Consider the following 17,897-nt stretch of genomic DNA (forward strand, 5'->3'; position numbering starts at 1 on the left):
CGGAGGACCGCAGGTCATAGTAAGGTAAGGATTACCTTACAAAAAGTCCCCGTCCAGGCGGCCCGGGGCCGCACCCCACCCGGCTGCCTATGCTCAAGGCCCGCCGCACCCCAGGGAGTCAGCAGTTGAAGGCAGCACCCGTGGCCGGGCGCGGGAGTCGCGGACGACTCCGCCCGGCCCTCCTCGTCGCGCTGCTCGGCGCCGTCCTCGGCGTGCTCTGTCTGCTGTCGCTCGCCCTCGGCGCCGCCAGCATCCCGCCCGACCAGGTGGTGCGCGCGCTGCTCGGGGACCCGCCGAGCCGCCTGGTGGAGAACGTGGTGTGGTCGGCCCGCGTCCCCCGTACCGCGCTCGGCCTGGCCGCGGGCGCCGCCCTCGGCCTGTCGGGCGCGCTCATGCAGGCCCTCACCCGCAACCCGCTGGCGGACCCCGGCATCCTCGGCGTCAGCGCCGGGGCGTCGTTCGCGCTGGTGCTGGCCGTCGGGGTGTTCGGGCTCGGCTCGTTCTACGGGTACGTGTGGTTCGCGTTCGCCGGGGCCCTCGCCGCGAGCGTCGTGGTGTACCTGCTGGGGCGGCTCGGCCGCTCCGGGCTGACGCCCGTCAAACTCGCCCTCGGCGGCATCGCCGTCACGTCCCTGCTGACGTCGCTGACCAGCGGTATCGCGCTCACCGACCCGGAGGCGCTGGACCGCTTCCGGTTCTTCGCGGCGGGCACGATGGCCGACCAGGACGCGGGCGCGGTGCTGCGCGTCCTGCCGTTCCTGGGCGTGGGCGCGCTGTTGGCGCTGGCCTGCGCCCCCGCCCTGAACAGCCTGGCGCTCGGTGACGACGTCGCGGCCTCGCACGGGCGGCGGTTGGGACTCGTACGGCTCCAGGGCGTCGCCGCCGTGACGCTTCTCACGGGCGCGGCGGTCGCCGTGATCGGGCCGATCGTCTTCATCGGGCTGATCGTCCCGCACATCGCCCGGGTGCTGGCGCAGGCCGCGGGCATCGGACCCGACCAGCGGTGGCTGCTGCCGCTGTCGGCGCTCCTCGCGCCGAGCCTGCTGCTGGCCGCGGACATCCTCGGGCGGGTGGTGGCACGGCCGTCGGAGGTGCAGGCGGGCGTGGTGGTGGCGTTCGTCGGGGGCCCGTTCTTCATCGCTATGGTGCGGCGCCGGCAGCTGGCGGAGGTGTGAGCGTGACGACACGTACGGACGACGCCGTCGGCCCGCGCGCGGGCCGCGGCACCCTCGCCACCGAGCTCGCCGAGTCCCCGGCGCCACCGGCCGCGCGCGGCTTCCGCACGTACCGGCTGCGCGTACCGCCCGTCTCCGGGGTGTTCCGCCCACGGCTGGTGGCGGTGTGCGGGGCGTTGGCGGCGGCGGTGTTCCTCGCGTTCTGCTGGGGGCTGTCGTTCGGGGACTTCCCCATCGCGCTCCCGGACGTCGTACGCGCCCTCACCGGCTCCGGCGACCCCGGCACGGTCCTCGTCGTCCGCGAACTCCGGCTGCCGCGCGCCCTCGTGGGGCTGCTGGCCGGGGCCGCGTTCGGCGTCTCGGGCGCCCTCTTCCAGACCCTCACCCGCAACCCGCTGGCCAGCCCCGACATGATCGGTTTGACGCAGGGCGCGGGCCTGGCCGTGGTCGCGGGCATCGTGCTGGGCTGGGACGGCGGCCTCGGCACCCAGGCGCTGGGCCTGCTGGGGGCGTTGGCGGCGGCGGTCGCCGTGTACACGTTGGCGTGGCGGCGCGGCACCACCAGCTACCGCATCATCCTCGTCGGCATCGGCGTCGCCTGGATCTGCACCAGCGCCACCGACTACCTGGTGGCCCGGGGCGGCCGGTTCCAGGCGCAGGCCGCGCTCGGCTGGCTCGTCGGGAACCTCAACGGCCGTACGTGGGCGCACGTCACCCCGCTCGCCGTCGCGCTCGGCGTCCTGCTGCCCGCCGCGCTGCTGCTGGGCCGGGTGCTGCGCACCCTGCAACTCGGCGACGACGTCGCGCGCGGCCTGGGCACGCGCGTGCAGGCGGTGCACCTCGCGGTGCTGCTCACGGGCGTCGGGCTGGTGGCGTTCGGTACGGCCGCCGCCGGGCCGGTCGCGTTCGTGGCGCTCGCCGCACCGCAGATCGCGCAGCGGCTGGCGGGCACCGCCTGGCCGCCCGCGCTGGCGGCGGGCCTGACGGGCGCGCTGCTCGTGCTGGGCTCCGACCTGATCGCCCGGACCCTCATCCCCGACACGGAACTCCCGGTCGGCATCGTCTCCGGTGTGCTCGGCGCCCCGGTCCTGCTCTGGTTGCTCGTCCGCGCCAACCGCGCGGGTTCAGGAGGCTGAATCGCATGTCGGCTGATTCCACGTCGGCCCCCGCCGGGACCGCCCCCGCCGGGACGGCGGCCACGGAGGCCGTGTTCGCCGGGGCACCGGCTCCCGCCGCGCCCGCCGCACCCGTCACGGAGGCGGCAGCCGGTGACGCGGCGGACGGGTCCTCCCCCCACCCGGACCTGCGGGCGCACGGGTTGCGTCTCGCATACGACGGGAAACCGGTCGTGGACGGCCTCGACCTGGCCGTGCCACCGGGCCGGATCACCGCCATCGTCGGCGCGAACGCCTGCGGCAAGTCCACCCTGCTGCGGGCGCTCGCCCGGCTGCTGACGCCGCGCGCGGGCGCCGTACGACTGGACGGGCGTGCCCTCCAGGCCGTACCGGCCCGCGAGTTGGCCCGGCGCCTCGGCATCCTGCCGCAGGGGCCGGTGGCGCCGGAGGGGCTGACCGTCATCGACCTGGTGAACCGCGGGCGTTCACCGCACCAGACGTGGTGGCGGCAGTGGTCGCGGGCCGACGAGGAGGCCGTGCACGGCGCGTTGGCCGCGACGGGCATGACGGAGCTGGCGCACCGGCCGGTGGACGAGCTGTCCGGCGGGCAGCGCCAGCGGGCGTGGATCGCGATGGCCGTGGCGCAGGGCACGCCCGTACTGCTGCTGGACGAGCCGACGACGTACCTGGACCTGGCGCACCAGATCGACGTGCTCGACCTGATCACGGACCTCAACCGGAGCGAGGAACGCACCGTCGTGATGGTGCTGCACGACCTCAACCAGGCGTGCCGGTACGCGGATCACGTCATCGCGATGAAGCGCGGGCGGATCGTCGCGGAGGGCGCGCCCGCCGAGGTGATCACGGCGGAGACCGTCGAGGACGTGTTCTCGCTGCGCTGCCGGGTCGGCACGGACCCGGTGAGCGGCACCCCGCTGGTCCTCCCGATGGGGCGGCACCACGGCGCGGCCGCCGCCCCGGAGGGGGCGACGGCCGCGGAGTCGGCGGACGTGCGGCTGGCGGACGTACGGCTTACGGACGGGCCGTGAGGTATCCGCCCATGGTGCGGAACCAGTCGGTGGCCGCGTGCTCCACGCCGTCGTCCGTGCGCACGCGCCGCACCAGCAGGCCGGGCGACTGCCCGCGCCGCGCGTCCGCGCCCGCGACGATCACCACGCCGTCGCCCTCGGGGATGAAGATCCGCCCCGGCGTGCCGCCGTAACGCGCCTCGGACACCGCGGCCTCGACGATCCGTATCCGCTGACCGCGGTGGTACGTGAACGCGTTCGGGTACGGGTCGCTCTGCGCGCGCACCAGACGGTCCAGGTCCTCGGCGGGCCAGGTCCAGTCGATGCGGCTGTCCTCGGCGGACCGCTTGTGGAAGAACGTGGCACGGCTGCGGTCCTGCGGCAGCCAGCGGGCGCGGCCGGAGGCGATCAGGTCGAGCGACTCGTGCACGACCGGTGTGATGAGGTCCACAGTCCGGTGGAACAGGTCGGTGACGGTGTCCTTCGGGCCGACGGGGACGGCGCGTTGGAGCAGGACGTCGCCCGCGTCGAGCGCGGCGTTCATGCGGTGCGCCGTGACACCGACCTCGCGTTCGCCGTTGATCAGCGCCCAGATGAGGGGCGAGAAGCCGCCGTAGGCGGGGAGGAGGGAGTCGTGCACGTTGAGCGTGCCGTGCGGCGGGAGGTCGTAGACCGACTCGGGGAGCAGCGTGCGCCAGTTGTTGGCGACGATGATGTCCGGCTCGGACTCCCGCAGGGCGGTGAGGAGTTCGGCGTCGTCGGGCCTGTTCCGCAGGAGCACCGGGACGTCGTGCTTGGCGGCCAGGTCGGCCACCGAGTCGTCCCAGATCTTCTCGTACGCGTGGTCGCTCTTGGGGTGCGTCACGGCCATGACCACCTCGTGATCGGACTCCAGCAGGGCCTGGAGGGTGCGGTGCCCCCAGGTCTGATATCCGAACATGACGACCCGCATAATCGATCCTCTCCTCGGGGGCTACGTTGCAAGGTAAGCCTAACCTTATCTATCCTCAGGGGCGCCGAGGGGAAGGAAAGTTGCGGTGAACTCACTGCACGACACGCCTGAGACCATCCATGACGTGCTCGGGATCGGCTTCGGGCCGTCCAATCTGGCACTCGCGATCGCCATCGAGGAGCACAACGCACAGGCCGCGCCGGAGGAGCGGCTCCACGCCCGCTTCCTGGAACGCCAGCCGTCGCTGGGCTGGCACCGGGGCATGCTCATCGACGACGCCACCATGCAGGTGTCGTTCCTGAAGGACCTGGTCACCATGCGGAACCCGGCCAGCGACTTCAGCTTCCTGTGCTTCCTCCAGGAACGCGGCAGGCTGGTGGACTTCCTGAACGCGAAGACGCTGTTCCCGCTGCGGATAGAGTTCCACGAGTACTTCGAGTGGGCCGCCGCGCGCATCGCCCACCAGGTGTCGTACTCCTCCGAGGTCGTGTCCGTCGACCCGGTCACCGGGGAGGACGGCGAGATCCGCTGGTTCGACGTCGTCAGCCGGGACCCGGCCGACCCCGCCCGGACCGTCGTCCACCGCGCGCGGAACGTGTCGGTGGCCGTCGGCCTGGAGCCGCACCTGCCGCCGGGCACCGCGCTGTCGGACCGTGTGTGGCACAACAGCCAACTGCTGCCCCGCGTCGAGGCGTTGGCCGGCTCGGGCGCGCCCGTGGGCCGGGTCCTGGTGCTGGGCGCCGGGCAGAGCGCCGCAGAGGCGGTCGACTACCTGCACCGGTCGTTCCCGGACGCGGAGGTGTGCGCCGTCTTCGCGAAGTACGGCTACACCCCCGCCGACGACAGCCCGTTCGCCAACCGGATCTTCGACCCGGAGGCCGTGGACGTCTACTACCGCTCCGCGCCGGACGTGAAGCAGTCCCTGCTCGACTACCACCGGAGCACCAACTACTCGGTGGTCGACATGGACCTCATCGAGTCGCTCTACACGACCATGTACCGCGAGAAGGTGCAGGGCCGCGAGCGCATGCGCATCCGGAACGTCTCCCGCATCCGCGACGTCGTCGAGGACGACGGGCGGCTGTCGGTCAGCGTCGAGTACCTGCCGACCGGCGAACGCGAGTCGCTGGAGGCCGACGTCCTCGTCCACGCCACCGGCTACCGCCCGCGCGACATCGGCGACCTGCTGGGCGAGGCCGCGAAGCTCTGCCTGCGGGACGAGGGCGGCGCCGTACGGATGGGACGCGACCACCGCGTCGACACCGCGCCCGGCACCTCCGCCGGGATCTACCTCCAGGGCGCCACCGAGCACACCCACGGGATCACGTCGTCGCTGCTGTCGACCACGGCCGTGCGCGCCGGCGAGATCCTCGACTCCCTGCTCGCCCGGCACACCAGCGGTGAGCCCGTACGGACCGGCGGGTGAGCGCCGAACGGCCCGCGGGGCAGGGCGGTCCGGCCACGACGCAGGAACGGCCCGCGCCGGAGGCACCGCCGGGCGCGGCGGAACGGTCCGCCGCGGAGCGGCGGTCCGCGCCGGGGACACGGCCCGCCGTCACCGGCCGGGACGTGCTCCGGGCGGCCGTCGGGGAACAGCGGCGCGGCGTGGCCGTCGGCGCGCTCCTCGGCTCGGGGCACCAGGTCGGCGAGGCGCTGGTGCCCGTCCTCATCGGCGTGGTGATCGACCGCGCCGTGGCGGGTACGGACGCGGGCGCGCTCGCGCGCTGGCTGGTCGTCCTCGCGGTGGTGTACGCGGCGCTGGCGCTGAGCTTCCGCTTCGGCGCCTGGTCCGGTGAACGGGCCGCCGTACGCGCCGACCACGACCTGCGCGTCGCCCTCGTACGGCGCGTGCTGGAGCCCGGCGGCGGCGCCGAGGAGGGGAGGCTGCCGGGGGCCCTGGCGAACATCACCACCGAGGACGCCCGGCGCGTAGGCGCCGTCAACATGGCGCTGATGCTGGGCATTTCGGCGCTCACCGGCATCCTCGTCTGCTCGGTGGCGCTGCTGCGCACGTCCGTGCCGCTCGGCCTGGTCGTACTCCTCGGCACGCCCGTGCTCCTGTGGCTCGGGCACCTGCTCAGCAAGCCGCTGGAGTCCCGGAGCGAGGCCGAGCAGGAGCGGGCGGCGCACGCGTCGGCCGTCGCCGCCGACCTGGTCTCCGGCCTCCGCGTGCTCAAAGGCATCGGCGGCGAGTCGGCGGCCCTCGACCGCTACCGCGCCACCAGCCGCGACTCGCTGCGCGCCACCCTGCGGGCGACGCGCGCGCAGGCGTTCCAGAACGGCATGGTGCTCGCGCTGACCGGCTGCCTGATCGCCGCCGTCGCGTTGCTCGGCGGGCGGCTCGCCGCCGAGGGAACCATCAGCCTGGGGCAGTTGGTCGCGGCGGTCGGCCTCACGCTGTTCCTCCTCGGCCCCCTGGAGGTGCTCGCCTCGGTCAACGCCGAGATGGCGCAGGGCCGCGCCTCCGCGAACCGGGTCGCCGAGGTGCTGGCCACCCCGTACGCCGTACGGGCGGGCGGGGCCACGCTGCCCCGGCCGGTGCGCGGGGCCGTACGGCTGCGCGGGCTGCGGCACGGCGGTCTGGACGGCGTCGACCTCGACGTGGAGCCGGGCGAGCTGCTGGGCGTGGTCGCCACGGACCCGGCGCACGCGGCGGCGCTGCTGCGCTGCCTGGGGCGGCACACCGACCCGGAGGAGGGCGACGTGGAGCTGGACGGCGTGCCCCTGCGGGAGTTGGACCCGGGCGAGCTGCGGACGGCCGTCCTGGTGGCGGAGCACGACGCGGACCTCTTCGAGGGGACCGTGCGCGGGAACGTCGCGGGAGCGGCGGACGGCACGGGCGGTGCTTCGTGCACGGACGGTGCTTCCGGCACGGGCGGTCCGGGCGCGGACGGGTCAGGCGCGGGCGGTGCTTCGGGCCGTCCCGGCGTGGAGATCGACGCGGCGATGGAGGCCGCCGGGGTCACCCAGGACCTCGGGGCGCTGCCGCACGGCGAGCGTACGGCCGTCACCGAGCGCGGCCAGTCCCTGTCCGGTGGGCAGCGCCAACGGGTCGCGCTGGCACGCGCGTTGGCCGCCGACCGGCCGGTGCTGGTCGTGCACGACCCGACCACGGCGGTCGACGCCGTGACGGAGGCGCGGATCGCCACCGGCATCCGGCACGTGCGCAAGGGCCGTACGACCGTCCTGGTCACGACCAGCCCGGCGCTGCTCGCGGTCACCGACCGCGTGGTGCTGCTGGACGACGGCGGCCGGGTCGCGGACACGGCGCCGCACGCGGACCTCGTACGCCGCCACGAGACGTACCGCGCGGCGGTGCTGGCATGAGCGACCACAGCGCGGACGGCGGCGACGGCCGCGGCACCGCCCGGAAGGCGAACGGCATGACGGACACGCACCACGGGGACGGCACCACGGACACGTACGAGGCGGACACGTACGGCGCGGACGGCGTCGCGGACGGCCGGGAGCTGCTGCCCACGGCCACCGCCGCCCGTACCCGCGCCGTCGTACGGCGGCTGCTGCGGCCCCACCGGGCGCTGGCCTACGGCGGGTTCGCCGCGATGGTCGCGGCGACGGCGGTGGGCCTGCTCGTACAGCCCCTGCTCGGGCGGATCGTGGACGTGGTCGCGGAGGGGCGCTCCCCCGACGCGATCACGTGGCCGGTGGTGCTGCTCGTCGTGGTCGCCCTGGTCCAGGGCGGCACCACGACGCTCGGGCTGGCGCTCGTCTCACAGCTCGGGGAGACCGTACTGGCGCGGCTGCGCGAGCAGTTCGTCGACCGCGCCCTCCGACTCCCCCTGGAACGCGTCGAACGCGCGGGCGCGGGCGACCTCACGGCACGCGTCACGGGCGACGTCGCGCGCGTCGGCGAGGCCGTCCGTACGGCACTGCCCGAACTGGCCCGCTCCTTCCTCGCCATCGGGCTGACGCTGGTGGCGATGGCCGCGCTCGACTGGCGCTTCCTGGTGGCCGCGCTGCTGGCGGTGCCGATCCAGGCGTACACCGCGCGCTGGTACGTACGCCACGCCGTGCCGCTCTACGCCTCGCAGCGGATCGCCACGGGCGCCCAGCAGCAGCTGTTGCTGGACACCATCTCGGGGGCGGGCACCGTACGGGCGTTCCGGCTGGAGGAGGAGCACACGGCGCGGGTCACGGAGCGCTCGTCGGCCGCGGTGGGCCTGACGATGCGCGGGGTGGGCCTGGTGCTGCGCTTCTACAACCAGCTGCACATCGCGGAGTTCACCGGCCTCGCGGCGGTCCTCGGCACCGGCTACGTACTGGTACGGGACGACGCCGTGTCGATCGGCACGGCGACGGCCGCGGCGCTCTACTTCCACAGCCTCTTCACCCCGGTGAACGCCGCGCTGGTGCTGCTGGACGACGCGCAGTCCGCGACCGCCTCCCTGTCGCGCCTGATCGGTGTCGCGGACGAGGCACCGGACGACGACGCGTCGCGGGACGCCTCGCCGGGAGAGAGGGAAACGGCCGACGACACCGCGCCCGCCGTCACCGCGTCCGCCGTCACGCACGCGTACGAGCCCGGCCGCCCCGTCCTCCACTCCGTGGACCTCACCATCGGCGCCGGGGAACGCGTCGCCCTCGTCGGTCCGACCGGCGCGGGCAAGACGACGCTCGCCAAGCTCGTCGCGGGCATCCACGAACCGGACGCGGGGACCGTACGGCTGGCGCCCGGCACCCGTACGGCGCCGCGTCCGGCGGGGACGCTGCCGGTCGCCCTCGTCACGCAGGAGACCCACGTCTTCGCCGGGCCGCTCGCCGATGACCTGCGGCTGGCCCGCCCCGACGCCGACGGCGCCGCGCTGCGCGCCGCCCTCGACACGGTGGGCGCCCTGGACTGGGCGGAGGCCCTGCCCGACGGGCTCGACACCGTCGTCGGTGAGGGCGGCCACCGGCTCACGCCCGCGCAGGTGCAGCAACTCGCCCTGGCCCGCCTGGTGTTGGCCGACCCGCCGGTGGCCGTGCTCGACGAGGCGACCGCCGAGGCGGGCAGCACAGGCGCGCGCGCCCTGGAGCGGGCCGCCGCCCGCGCCGTGGAGGGCCGCGCCGCGCTGGTCGTCGCCCACCGGCTGACGCAGGCCGCGACGGCGGACCGCGTCGTCGTGATGGACGGCGGGCGCATCGTGCAGGACGGTACGCACGACGCGCTGCGTGCGGCCGACGGCCCGTACGCCGAGCTGTGGGCCGCCTGGTCCGGCAGCCGCGCCGTCCCCGGCGCGTCCGACGACACCACCGGCACCACCGCGGCCGACGTCCCCGGCCCGCGCGGCACCCCCTGACGCCCGCCCCCCACGTACCCGACCCGCCCGCAACGACCCTGAAGGAACCCCTGATGCCCCGCTCATCCAGAGGCACCCGGCTCACGGCGGCCCTCGCCGCCGTGCTGGCGCTCCTCCTCACCGCCACGGCCTGCGGCTCCGGAGACGACGCCGACTCCGGCGCGGACTCGGGCTCCGCGAAGAACTCCGCCGAGGAGGGCGCCTTCCCGGTGTCCCTGAAGCACAAGTACGGCACCACCACCGTCAAGAGCGAGCCCAGGCGGATCGTCACGGTGGGCCTCACCGACCAGGACGCCGTACTGGCCCTCGGCAAGGTGCCCGTCGGCACGACCGAGTGGCTCGGCGCGTACGACGGCGCCGTCGGCCCCTGGGCGGCCGACAAGCTGGGCGACGCCGAGCCCCCGACCGTGCTGAAGGACACCGGCACGGGCCCGCAGGCGGAGAGGATAGCGGGGCTGCGCCCCGACCTGATCCTCGCCGTGTACGGGGGGCTGACCAAGAGCCAGTACGACACCCTGTCGAAGTTCGCGCCCGTGGTGGCGCAGCCGAAGCAGTACGAGGACTTCGGGGTGCCGTGGCAGGACCAGACGAAGATCATCGGTAAGGCGCTGGGGCAGGAGAAGCGGGCGGCGAAGCTCGTCGACGGCGCGCAGGCGCACTTCACCGAGGCCGTGAAGGAGCACCCGGAGTTCGCGAAGAAGCAGGGCGTGATGGCCACCCCGTACGACGGGATCTTCGCCTTCGGCGACCAGGACCCGCGCTCGCGCATCCTCACCGGGCTCGGCTTCGAGGTGCCGGCGGAGCTGGAGAAGGTCATCGGCGCGGAGTTCGGTGCCAACATCAGCAAGGAACGCACCGACCTGCTCGACACCGACGCCGTCGTGTGGATCGCCGGTGACCCGGCCAAGGACGAGGCGAAGCTGCGCAAGGACCCGCTGTACGGCGACCTGGCCGTGGCCAAGGACCGCCGCGAGGTGTACGTGGACGAGTCCAGCGACTACGGCAACTCCGTCTCGTTCGTGTCCGTGCTGAGCCTGCCGTACATGCTGGAACGCCTCGTGCCGCAGCTCGCCGCGGCCGTCGACGGCGACCCGGCGACGAAGGTGCCCGCCCCGAAGCCCTGACGGGCGGCCGACAGGCACGCGCCACGCACGCGCACGCGCAGACGCCACGCACACGGGCGCCCGGGTCACGGACCCGGGCGCCCGCTCGCGTCACCGGCCGCCCGCTGCGTGGAGCGGTGGCTCAGTCCTCCCGTTCCGGGTCCGGGGTCGGCGGCGCCGACGGTGCCGTGGCCGTCGCCCCGTGGTGGCGCAGGAAGGAGTCGACGAGGAAGTCGGTGAAGTCGCCGTCGACGGGCTCGCCGGTGACCAGCACGCGGTAGTACAGGGGGCCGACGAGCCGGTCCGACTCGGCCTCCAGGTCGAGTCCCGGCGGCAACTGCCCCCTGCGCACGGCCCGTTCCAGCGGCAGACGGTCCCGCTCGCGCTGCGCCTCGACATGGCGGGCGCGGAAGTCGCGGGCGAACGCCGGGTCGTGCTGCGCCTGGGCGATCAGCGCCCGGAACACCGCCCCGGCGTCGGAGCGTTCGAGGAACCAGACCAGCCCGTGCAGGCAGGCGCGCAGGTCCTCACCGACGTCGCCGAGGTCGGGCGGCGCCATGTCCTCGGCCACGTCCTGGAGGAAGGCGTCCACGAGGACGTCGGTCTTCGTGCTCCACCAGCGGTAGACGGTCTGCTTGGCGACCCCGGCCCGGGTGGCGATGCCCTCCATCGTGACGCCCGCGAAGCCCTTCTCGACGAGCAGGTCGTCGGCCGCGCGCAGTACCGCCGTACGCGCCTCCTCACTGCGGCCGTGCCGGTTGCCGTGGTGCCGCTTCGCCGGGCGGACCGCGAAGCCGTCCACGATGACGCCGTCGCCGGTCCTGTCCCCGGTGCCGTCCGCCGCGTCGTCGCCGGAACCGCCGCCGGAACCCTTCTCCGCACCGCTCCCGGCCACCGCCTTGCTGCGTGCCATGTCGCCTCCCGCGCCGAGGATAACGGCCGGGCGCGGAGCCCTGATCGGAGTGGACGGCACGCCTAGACAAGACGCAACGTCGCGTCTACTCTGGATCCATGACTTTCTCCCACACCCTCAGCGACCCCCGGGTCGAGACCGCCCTGACCCGGATGTTCGAGCTGGCGGAGCAGGACGACGCGGCCATGGCGCGCGCGGCGGCCCAACTGCCCGGCGGACTGATCCCGTTGACCCCACGACTGACCCCGCAGGAGTACGCGGACGCGGCGGCGGAGATCTACATGCCGGTCTCCGCCGCGGGCGGACGGCTGCTCTACAGCCTGGTCCGGGCCGTGCGACCCACCACGGTCGTCGAGTTCGGCACGTCGTTCGGGATATCGACGCTGCATCTGGCGGCGGCGGTGCGGGACAACGGCGCGGGGCACGTGGTCACGACGGAGCTGAGCGAGGAGAAGACGGCGGCGGCCCGCCGGACCTTCACCGAAACCGGCCTGGACGACGTGATCACGGTGCTGCGCGGGGACGCGCGGGAGACCCTGGCGGGGATCGAGGGGCCGGTGGGCCTGGTGCTCCTGGACGGCTGGAAGGACCTGTGCCTGCCCGTGCTGCGGCTGCTCGAACCGCATCTGCCGCCCGGCGCGCTCGTGGTGGCGGACGACGTGGACCAGGAGGCGCTGCGGCCGTATCTAGAGTACGTACGGGACAGGTCCCACGGATACGAGAGCGTGACCTTCCCCGTGGAGGACGGCATGGAGATCAGCACCCGGCTCTGAGAGCCGGGGCGCGAGGACGGCGGCCCCGGGTCGGGGCCCGGAGAGGAGGCGTACGGAGGCGGTGCGCGTACGGGTGGGGCGGTGCGCGTACGGGCGGCAGACGGCGGCCGGCGTGGGGCCTCGGGTCAGCCGGGCACGTCCATGCGCTGCGTGCCCAGCACCGACAGCAGCCGCAGGGCGTCCTCCGAGGGTGACCCCGGATCGGCGGTGTAGACGACGACCCGCTGGTCGCGGTCGGCTATGTCCAGCACGTCGCAGTTCACGGCGACCGTGCCGACCAGGGGGTGCCGGAAGGTCTTGCACAGGGTGGGCTCGGCACACACCTCGTGCGCGGCCCACAGCGCGTCGAACTCCTCGCTCCCCACACGGAGTTCGGCGACCAGCCCGGTCACCTCGGGATCGTCCGGATAGCGCGCCGCGACCGCACGCAGGTCCCGTACCACCGAGCGCTTGAACTCCTCCCCGTCCGACACCCCGTACAGCAGCCGCCCCTCGGGGTGCGGGCCGAGGAAGGCACGGCGGGCCAGGTTCCGGTCGCGGCGGGACAGCGCGGAGAAGTCCTCCATGAGCGCCGCGGCGAGCGCGTTCCAGGCGATCACCTCGTACGTGGCGGAGGTCACGAACGCCGCCGCGTACGGCAGCCGGTGCAGCAGGTCGGCGATGCTGCGCCGCACCTCCCGCGAGGGCCCGCCGCGCGGCCCCGGCGGGACACCGGCGAGGTGGTGGAGGTGTCCGCGTTCGGCGTCGGAGAGGCGCAGGGCGCGGGCGAGGCCCGACAGCACCTCGCGGGACGGACGCGGGGCGCGCGCCTGCTCCAGCCGCGTCAGGTACTCGGTGGAGATGAACGCCAACTGCGCCACCTCCTCCCGGCGCAGCCCCGGGGTACGGCGGCGCACCCCGGCGGGCAGCCCCACCTCGGCGGGGGTGATCCGTTCGCGTCTGCCGCGCAGGAAGTCCGCCAGCTCTCGTCTGTCCACGCGTCCAGTGTGCGCGGCGGCCGGGGCCCCAACCAGGTACAGCCGGTGCCTGGCTGGGCGCCGGGCCCGGCCACAGGCTCGACGGCATGGACCCCACACACCGACCGGACACCGGCTCCGGCACGCCGGCCCCCGGCACCGACCCGACCCGTACTCCCGCCACCGCCACCACCGGAACGGAGTCCCCCGTCATCTCCACCACCGCGGCCACCGGCGCCCCCGACCACACCACCGGCGTCCACCCCGACCCCCGCACCGCTCCCCACGCTCCCGGCACCGGTCTGCTCGCCGGGAAGGCGGCCTTCGTCAGCGGCGCCGGACGCGGCATCGGCGCCGCCGCCGCCCGCCTGTTCGCGCGGGACAGCGCCCGGGTGCTGCTGGCGGCCCGTACGGAGAGGCAACTCGCCTCCGTCACCGAGGAGATCCGCGCCGAGGGCGGCACCGCGCACCACGTGGTGTGCGACCTGGACGACCCGGCGAGCGTGCGCGCGGCCGTCGGGCGGACCGTGGAGCTGTACGGACGGCTCGACGTCGCCTTCAACAACGGCGCGACGAACGCGCCCCCGGGCCCGATGGACCAGACGCCGGAGGAGGACTTCGACCGCCTGTACTCGGTGAACCTCAAGAGCGTCTGGATCGCGATGACCGCCCAGGTCGAGGCGATCCGCGCGACCGCCGGGACCGGCGCCGTCGTCAACAACTCCAGCGTGGGCAGCCTCCGGGCCAACCCGCACCTGCCCGCGTACGGCGCCATGAAGCGCGCGGTCAACAGCCTCACCGAGTCCGCCGCCGCCACCTACGGCCCGGAGGGCATCCGCGTCAACGCGGTCGCCCCCGGCACCACCCTGACCGAGATGATCCGCGACTGGGAGGAGGCGTCGCCGGGCGTCATCGAGCGGCTCAACGCCGGTACGCCGCTGGGCCGTTCCGCCGAACCCGACGAGATAGCGCAGGCCGCCGCCTGGCTGCTGAGCGACCGCGCCTCGTACGTCACCGGCGTCGTCCTGCGGGTGGACGGCGGCGCCCTGTCCTGACCCCGCCGGGCCAGGGACGGGGCCGGGCCGGGGGCGGAACGGGCAGCCCCCGAGAAGGGGTGGGCGAGGCAGAAGGCGGCGCGCGGTCACGCGGTCACGCGCGGTCGTTCAGGGGCCGAACGCCGTCTCCCCCGCCCGTGGTCGGGTCGCGGTGTCCGGGGGACACGCACCCGCGTGCGGGTTCCCCGGGTGCGGACGCGCACTTCGGTGAGTGCTCGCATATGTCGGACGGACTCCGACTTATGAAGCATTCCTCATGACGAGAGCGCTCTCATGCACAAGTCTTGACGCCACTTCAGCCTTTGGCCAATGTAGTCGCACACAAGCGCCCCCACCTCCGTGTTTCCCCACACAACTGGAGATCCCGTGATATCGCGCAGATTGTTCCTGACAGCGACTGCCGGTGCCGCGACCGCCGCCACCTACCCCGCCTGGGGCAGCGTGCTCAGCCCCCACGCCCAGGCGGCCCCCGACACCTGTGAACTCGCCCTGGCGAACAAGTCGCTGGGCGGCACGGTGCACGCGTACGTCACCGGCCACGAGCAGGGCACCGACCGTTGGGTGCTGCTCAAGGTGGACGGCAGCGTCTACCGCCCCGAGTCCCCCTCCGCGCCGCAGACCCCGCTGCCGGTCGACTGCGCGATCCCGCTGCGCGGCCCCGGTGAGGACCCGGTCGTCGTGACGCTGCCGCAGATGTACGGCGCCCGCGTCTACTTCGTGCGCGACGACAAGCTCGACTTCTACCTCAACCCCGGCCCGTCGCTGGTGGAGCCCGCCTTCGCCACGAAGGAGGACCCGAACTACGGCCGCACGTGGTCGTTCTGCGAGTTCACCTTCAACCCGCAGCAGCTGTACTCCAACATCAGCTACGTGGACCTGGTGACGGCGCTGCCCATCGGCATCCGGCTGGAGGGCGACGGCACCCACGACGTGGCGCCGATGCCCGAGGGCGCCGTCGAGAAGATCGCCTCCGACCTCGCGGCGCAGACGGCGAAGGACGGTCAGCCGTGGGACCAGCTGGTCATCCGCGGCGACGGCGGCAAGGTGCTGCGCGTGATCTCCCCGCAGAACCTGATGGCCCCCTACTTCGACCGCCCGAACGAGATGCCCTTCCGCGACCTGTGGAACGGCTACATCGACCAGGTGTGGGACAAGTACCGCTCCACGGACCTGCGGATCGACCTCCAGGGCGGGCGCGGCGTGCGGGTCGGCCGGGTCAACGGCGACACCCTCACCTTCGACGGCGGCCACACCTTCTCGAAGCCCACCTCGAAGGACATCTTCACCTGCAACCACGGCCCGTTCACGAACAACCCGGGCGACTCGGACGACAAGAAGGGCCTCCTGGCGCGCCTCGCCGCGGGCTTCAACCGCAGCATCATGCTCAGCCACCCCGACCAGCCCAACGGCACCACGGCGGGCGACTACTACAAGGACGCGACGACCAACCACTGGTCCCGCATCGTCCACGCCAACTCGCCGATCGGGTACGCCTTCCCGTACGACGACGTGCGCCCGGAGGGCGAGCCGGACGTGTCGGGTGCCGCGCACGACGGCAACCCGCGGCGCTTCACGGTGGCGGTCGGCTCCTGACCGGCAGCCCCGGCCCGGGGCACGCGTCCGGAGGTCCGCGACCTCCGGTGAGCGGCCTGGGGTGAGCGGCCCGCGGCCGGGGCGTACGGAGGTTCCGGTTCACGGGAGGTGAGGCGCCCGTCGCGCGGCGGAGGTTCGGGGGACGCCCACACCCACGGTGCGGGGGATCGCCGGTGGCACACACCGGCGGTCCCCCGCACCGCCGTGTGCGGGAGACCCGCTGGAGCGCTCGGCGTCCCCGGTTCGCGGCCCGCGACGTACGGCCCCCGGCCCGCGTTCCACTTTCGGCCCGTGAGAGATCTCACGGGCCGCCAGGAGAGATTCTCATCGCCTTTTCACGGTCCGCCGCGCCGCACACGGCATGGTGAACCCATGGCTCCGCACGCACCTGTCTGTCCCAACTGCGGCCGCGTCCGCTGCATCTGCCGGGCGCGGCGCCCGGCCCCGTACGCGCTCCAGGCGCCCTCCGCGCTCTGCCACCCGTACGCGCACCGCCACCCGTAGCGCCGCCGCCCGCGCGTACGACGCGCGCCCCGCGTCCCACCCGCGCCGCCCGCCCGCGTACGCCGCCCGCCGCACCTGTCAGGGAGCCCCGTGTTCGTCGACCGGGTCCACGTACCCCCGGGGCTGGCCCCCGACGCCGCCGAACGCGCCCGGTGGCCGTTCGACGTGCCGTGCGTCGCGGAGCTGCTCGACCACGGGCTGTCGTTCCGGCGGCCGGTCACCCTGCTCGTGGGCGACAACGGTTCGGGCAAGTCGACGCTGGTCGAGGCGATCGCCGAGAGCTTCGGCCTGGACGCGTACGGTGGCCGCCTCGGCCGGTACCACGGGCGCCCCGACCCGTCGAAGACGGCGCTCGGGGAGGTCCTGCGGGCGGACACCACGGTGGCGGGTGCCCGCATGCTGGCCGGTCCCCGGCGCAGGAAGAAGGGGTTCTTCCTGCGGGCCGAGACGGCGTTCGACCTGACGGAGAACCTGGGCGGCGTTCCCGGCTACTGGCCGGAGGACACCCGTTCCCTGAGCCACGGCGAGGGTTTCCTGGCCATCTTCCGCTCGATGATGAACACTCCGGGCTTCTTCGTGATGGACGAGCCCGAGGCCGCGCTGTCGTTCACCTCCTCCCTCCAACTCGTCGCGCTCCTGCACGAGCTGGGCGAGTCGGGCGCGCAGGTGGTGTGCGCGACGCACTCCCCGATCCTCGCGTCCGTGCCCGGCGCCGACATCGTCGAGGTGGGCGAGCACGGCATGCGGCGCGTGGCGTGGGAGGAGCTGGCGCTGGTCGACCACTGGCGGCGCTACCTCGCGGACCCGCGGGCGTACCTGCGGCACCTGATCACGCCCTGACGTCCGACCCGACCCCCGGCCCGTGCTCTCCGTCCGGCGGGCGCGCGCCGGTGGGCCGCCCGTAGCCTGTGCGCATGTACGTCACACGCCTCTCGCGCCATGTGAACGCGCCCCGCGCGGCCGTCTACCGCGCCCTGCTCGACGCCGACTCCGTCGCGCGCTGGCGGGTGCCGGAGGGCATGCACGGTCAGGTGCACGAGTTCGACGCGCGGGAGGGCGGCACGTTCCGGGTGTCGCTGACGTACGACGCGCCCACCGGCACCGGCAAGTCGGCGGCGCACACGGACACGTACGGCGGCCGGTTCGTCACGCTGGTGCCGGACGAACTGGTCGTGGAGGAGTTCGCGTTCGAGTCGGCGGACCCCGCGCTGCGCAGCCCCATGACGATGACGACCGCGCTCAGCGACGCCGAGGGCGGCGGCACCGACGTCGTCCTGGAGCACGCGGGCGTCCCCGACGTGGTTCCCGAGGCCGACAACGAGACGGGCATGCGGATGGCCCTCGACAACCTCGCCGCGCTCGTCGAAGCGCGCTGACCCGCCGCGCGCACACCACGACCCGCACCCACCCGCCGCAACGCGCGCCCGTAC

15 protein-coding genes are annotated in these 17,897 nt (G+C 74.0%); 12 read left to right on the forward strand and 3 right to left on the reverse strand.

What is annotated here, in order from left to right:
- Positions 1-125 precede the first annotated feature (125 nt).
- The 3 genes from D7M15_RS02605 (at position 126) to D7M15_RS02615 (ending at position 3,339) form a co-directional block, all read left to right on the forward strand.
- A complete protein-coding gene (locus tag D7M15_RS02605; RefSeq protein WP_240649099.1) occupies positions 126-1,175 on the forward strand; it encodes an iron chelate uptake ABC transporter family permease subunit in 1,050 nt (349 codons plus the stop codon).
- 116 nt (positions 1,176-1,291) lie between these two features.
- Entirely contained in the window at positions 1,292-2,311 is a 1,020-nt protein-coding gene (locus tag D7M15_RS02610) for an iron chelate uptake ABC transporter family permease subunit (RefSeq protein ID WP_240649557.1), read from the forward strand.
- Positions 2,312-2,316: 5 nt separating this feature from the next.
- On the forward strand, positions 2,317-3,339 hold the full coding sequence (locus D7M15_RS02615; RefSeq protein ID WP_121516001.1) for an ABC transporter ATP-binding protein: 1,023 nt from the start codon (positions 2,317-2,319) through the stop codon (positions 3,337-3,339).
- On the opposite strand, the gene D7M15_RS02620 is transcribed toward D7M15_RS02615, so the two are convergent.
- On the reverse strand, positions 3,323-4,270 hold the full coding sequence (locus D7M15_RS02620) for a methionyl-tRNA formyltransferase (protein WP_121516002.1): 948 nt from the start codon (positions 4,268-4,270) through the stop codon (positions 3,323-3,325). The two genes, D7M15_RS02615 and D7M15_RS02620, sit on opposite strands and share 17 nt — an antisense overlap.
- A gap of 85 nt (positions 4,271-4,355) precedes the next feature.
- Between D7M15_RS02620 and D7M15_RS02625 the strand changes: the two genes are divergently transcribed.
- From D7M15_RS02625 to D7M15_RS02640, 4 genes are all read left to right on the forward strand, one after another.
- Positions 4,356-5,696 carry a SidA/IucD/PvdA family monooxygenase gene (locus D7M15_RS02625; protein ID WP_121516003.1) on the forward strand — a complete coding sequence of 447 codons (1,341 nt, stop codon included), beginning with the start codon at positions 4,356-4,358 and terminating at the stop codon, positions 5,694-5,696.
- A 143-nt stretch (positions 5,697-5,839) separates the two neighbouring features.
- Complete coding sequence (locus D7M15_RS02630) at positions 5,840-7,597, forward strand: ABC transporter ATP-binding protein (protein ID WP_121520115.1); 1,758 nt, start codon at positions 5,840-5,842, stop codon at positions 7,595-7,597.
- Positions 7,594-9,570: an ABC transporter ATP-binding protein gene (locus tag D7M15_RS02635; protein WP_240649100.1), complete on the forward strand. Its 1,977-nt coding sequence runs from the start codon at positions 7,594-7,596 to the stop codon at positions 9,568-9,570. Before D7M15_RS02630 ends, D7M15_RS02635 begins: the two co-directional genes overlap by 4 nt.
- A gap of 53 nt (positions 9,571-9,623) precedes the next feature.
- Positions 9,624-10,694, forward strand: a complete 1,071-nt coding sequence (locus tag D7M15_RS02640; protein ID WP_121520117.1) for an iron-siderophore ABC transporter substrate-binding protein — start codon at positions 9,624-9,626, stop codon at positions 10,692-10,694.
- A gap of 121 nt (positions 10,695-10,815) precedes the next feature.
- On the opposite strand, the gene D7M15_RS02645 is transcribed toward D7M15_RS02640, so the two are convergent.
- The gene (locus D7M15_RS02645; protein WP_121516004.1) at positions 10,816-11,586 is read right to left on the reverse strand and encodes a TetR/AcrR family transcriptional regulator; all 771 of its coding nucleotides are present in this window, start codon (positions 11,584-11,586) and stop codon (positions 10,816-10,818) included.
- Positions 11,587-11,684: 98 nt separating this feature from the next.
- Between D7M15_RS02645 and D7M15_RS02650 the strand changes: the two genes are divergently transcribed.
- Positions 11,685-12,359, forward strand: coding sequence for a class I SAM-dependent methyltransferase (locus D7M15_RS02650; protein WP_121516005.1), 675 nt, complete (start codon positions 11,685-11,687; stop codon positions 12,357-12,359).
- 125 nt (positions 12,360-12,484) lie between these two features.
- On the opposite strand, the gene D7M15_RS02655 is transcribed toward D7M15_RS02650, so the two are convergent.
- A complete protein-coding gene (locus D7M15_RS02655; protein ID WP_121516006.1) occupies positions 12,485-13,336 on the reverse strand; it encodes a helix-turn-helix transcriptional regulator in 852 nt (283 codons plus the stop codon).
- 86 nt (positions 13,337-13,422) lie between these two features.
- Between D7M15_RS02655 and D7M15_RS02660 the strand changes: the two genes are divergently transcribed.
- The 4 genes from D7M15_RS02660 (at position 13,423) to D7M15_RS02675 (ending at position 17,843) form a co-directional block, all read left to right on the forward strand.
- A complete protein-coding gene (locus D7M15_RS02660) occupies positions 13,423-14,370 on the forward strand; it encodes a glucose 1-dehydrogenase (protein WP_121516007.1) in 948 nt (315 codons plus the stop codon).
- A 366-nt stretch (positions 14,371-14,736) separates the two neighbouring features.
- Positions 14,737-15,963: a glycoside hydrolase family 64 protein gene (locus D7M15_RS02665; RefSeq protein ID WP_121516008.1), complete on the forward strand. Its 1,227-nt coding sequence runs from the start codon at positions 14,737-14,739 to the stop codon at positions 15,961-15,963.
- A gap of 594 nt (positions 15,964-16,557) precedes the next feature.
- A complete protein-coding gene (locus D7M15_RS02670; protein ID WP_121516009.1) occupies positions 16,558-17,307 on the forward strand; it encodes an AAA family ATPase in 750 nt (249 codons plus the stop codon).
- 74 nt (positions 17,308-17,381) lie between these two features.
- The gene (locus D7M15_RS02675; RefSeq protein ID WP_121516010.1) at positions 17,382-17,843 is read left to right on the forward strand and encodes an SRPBCC family protein; all 462 of its coding nucleotides are present in this window, start codon (positions 17,382-17,384) and stop codon (positions 17,841-17,843) included.
- Positions 17,844-17,897 lie beyond the last annotated feature (54 nt).

This window comes from Streptomyces sp. Z26 (genome assembly GCF_003665095.1).
Classification (GTDB): Bacteria; Actinomycetota; Actinomycetes; order Streptomycetales; family Streptomycetaceae; genus Streptomyces; species Streptomyces phytohabitans.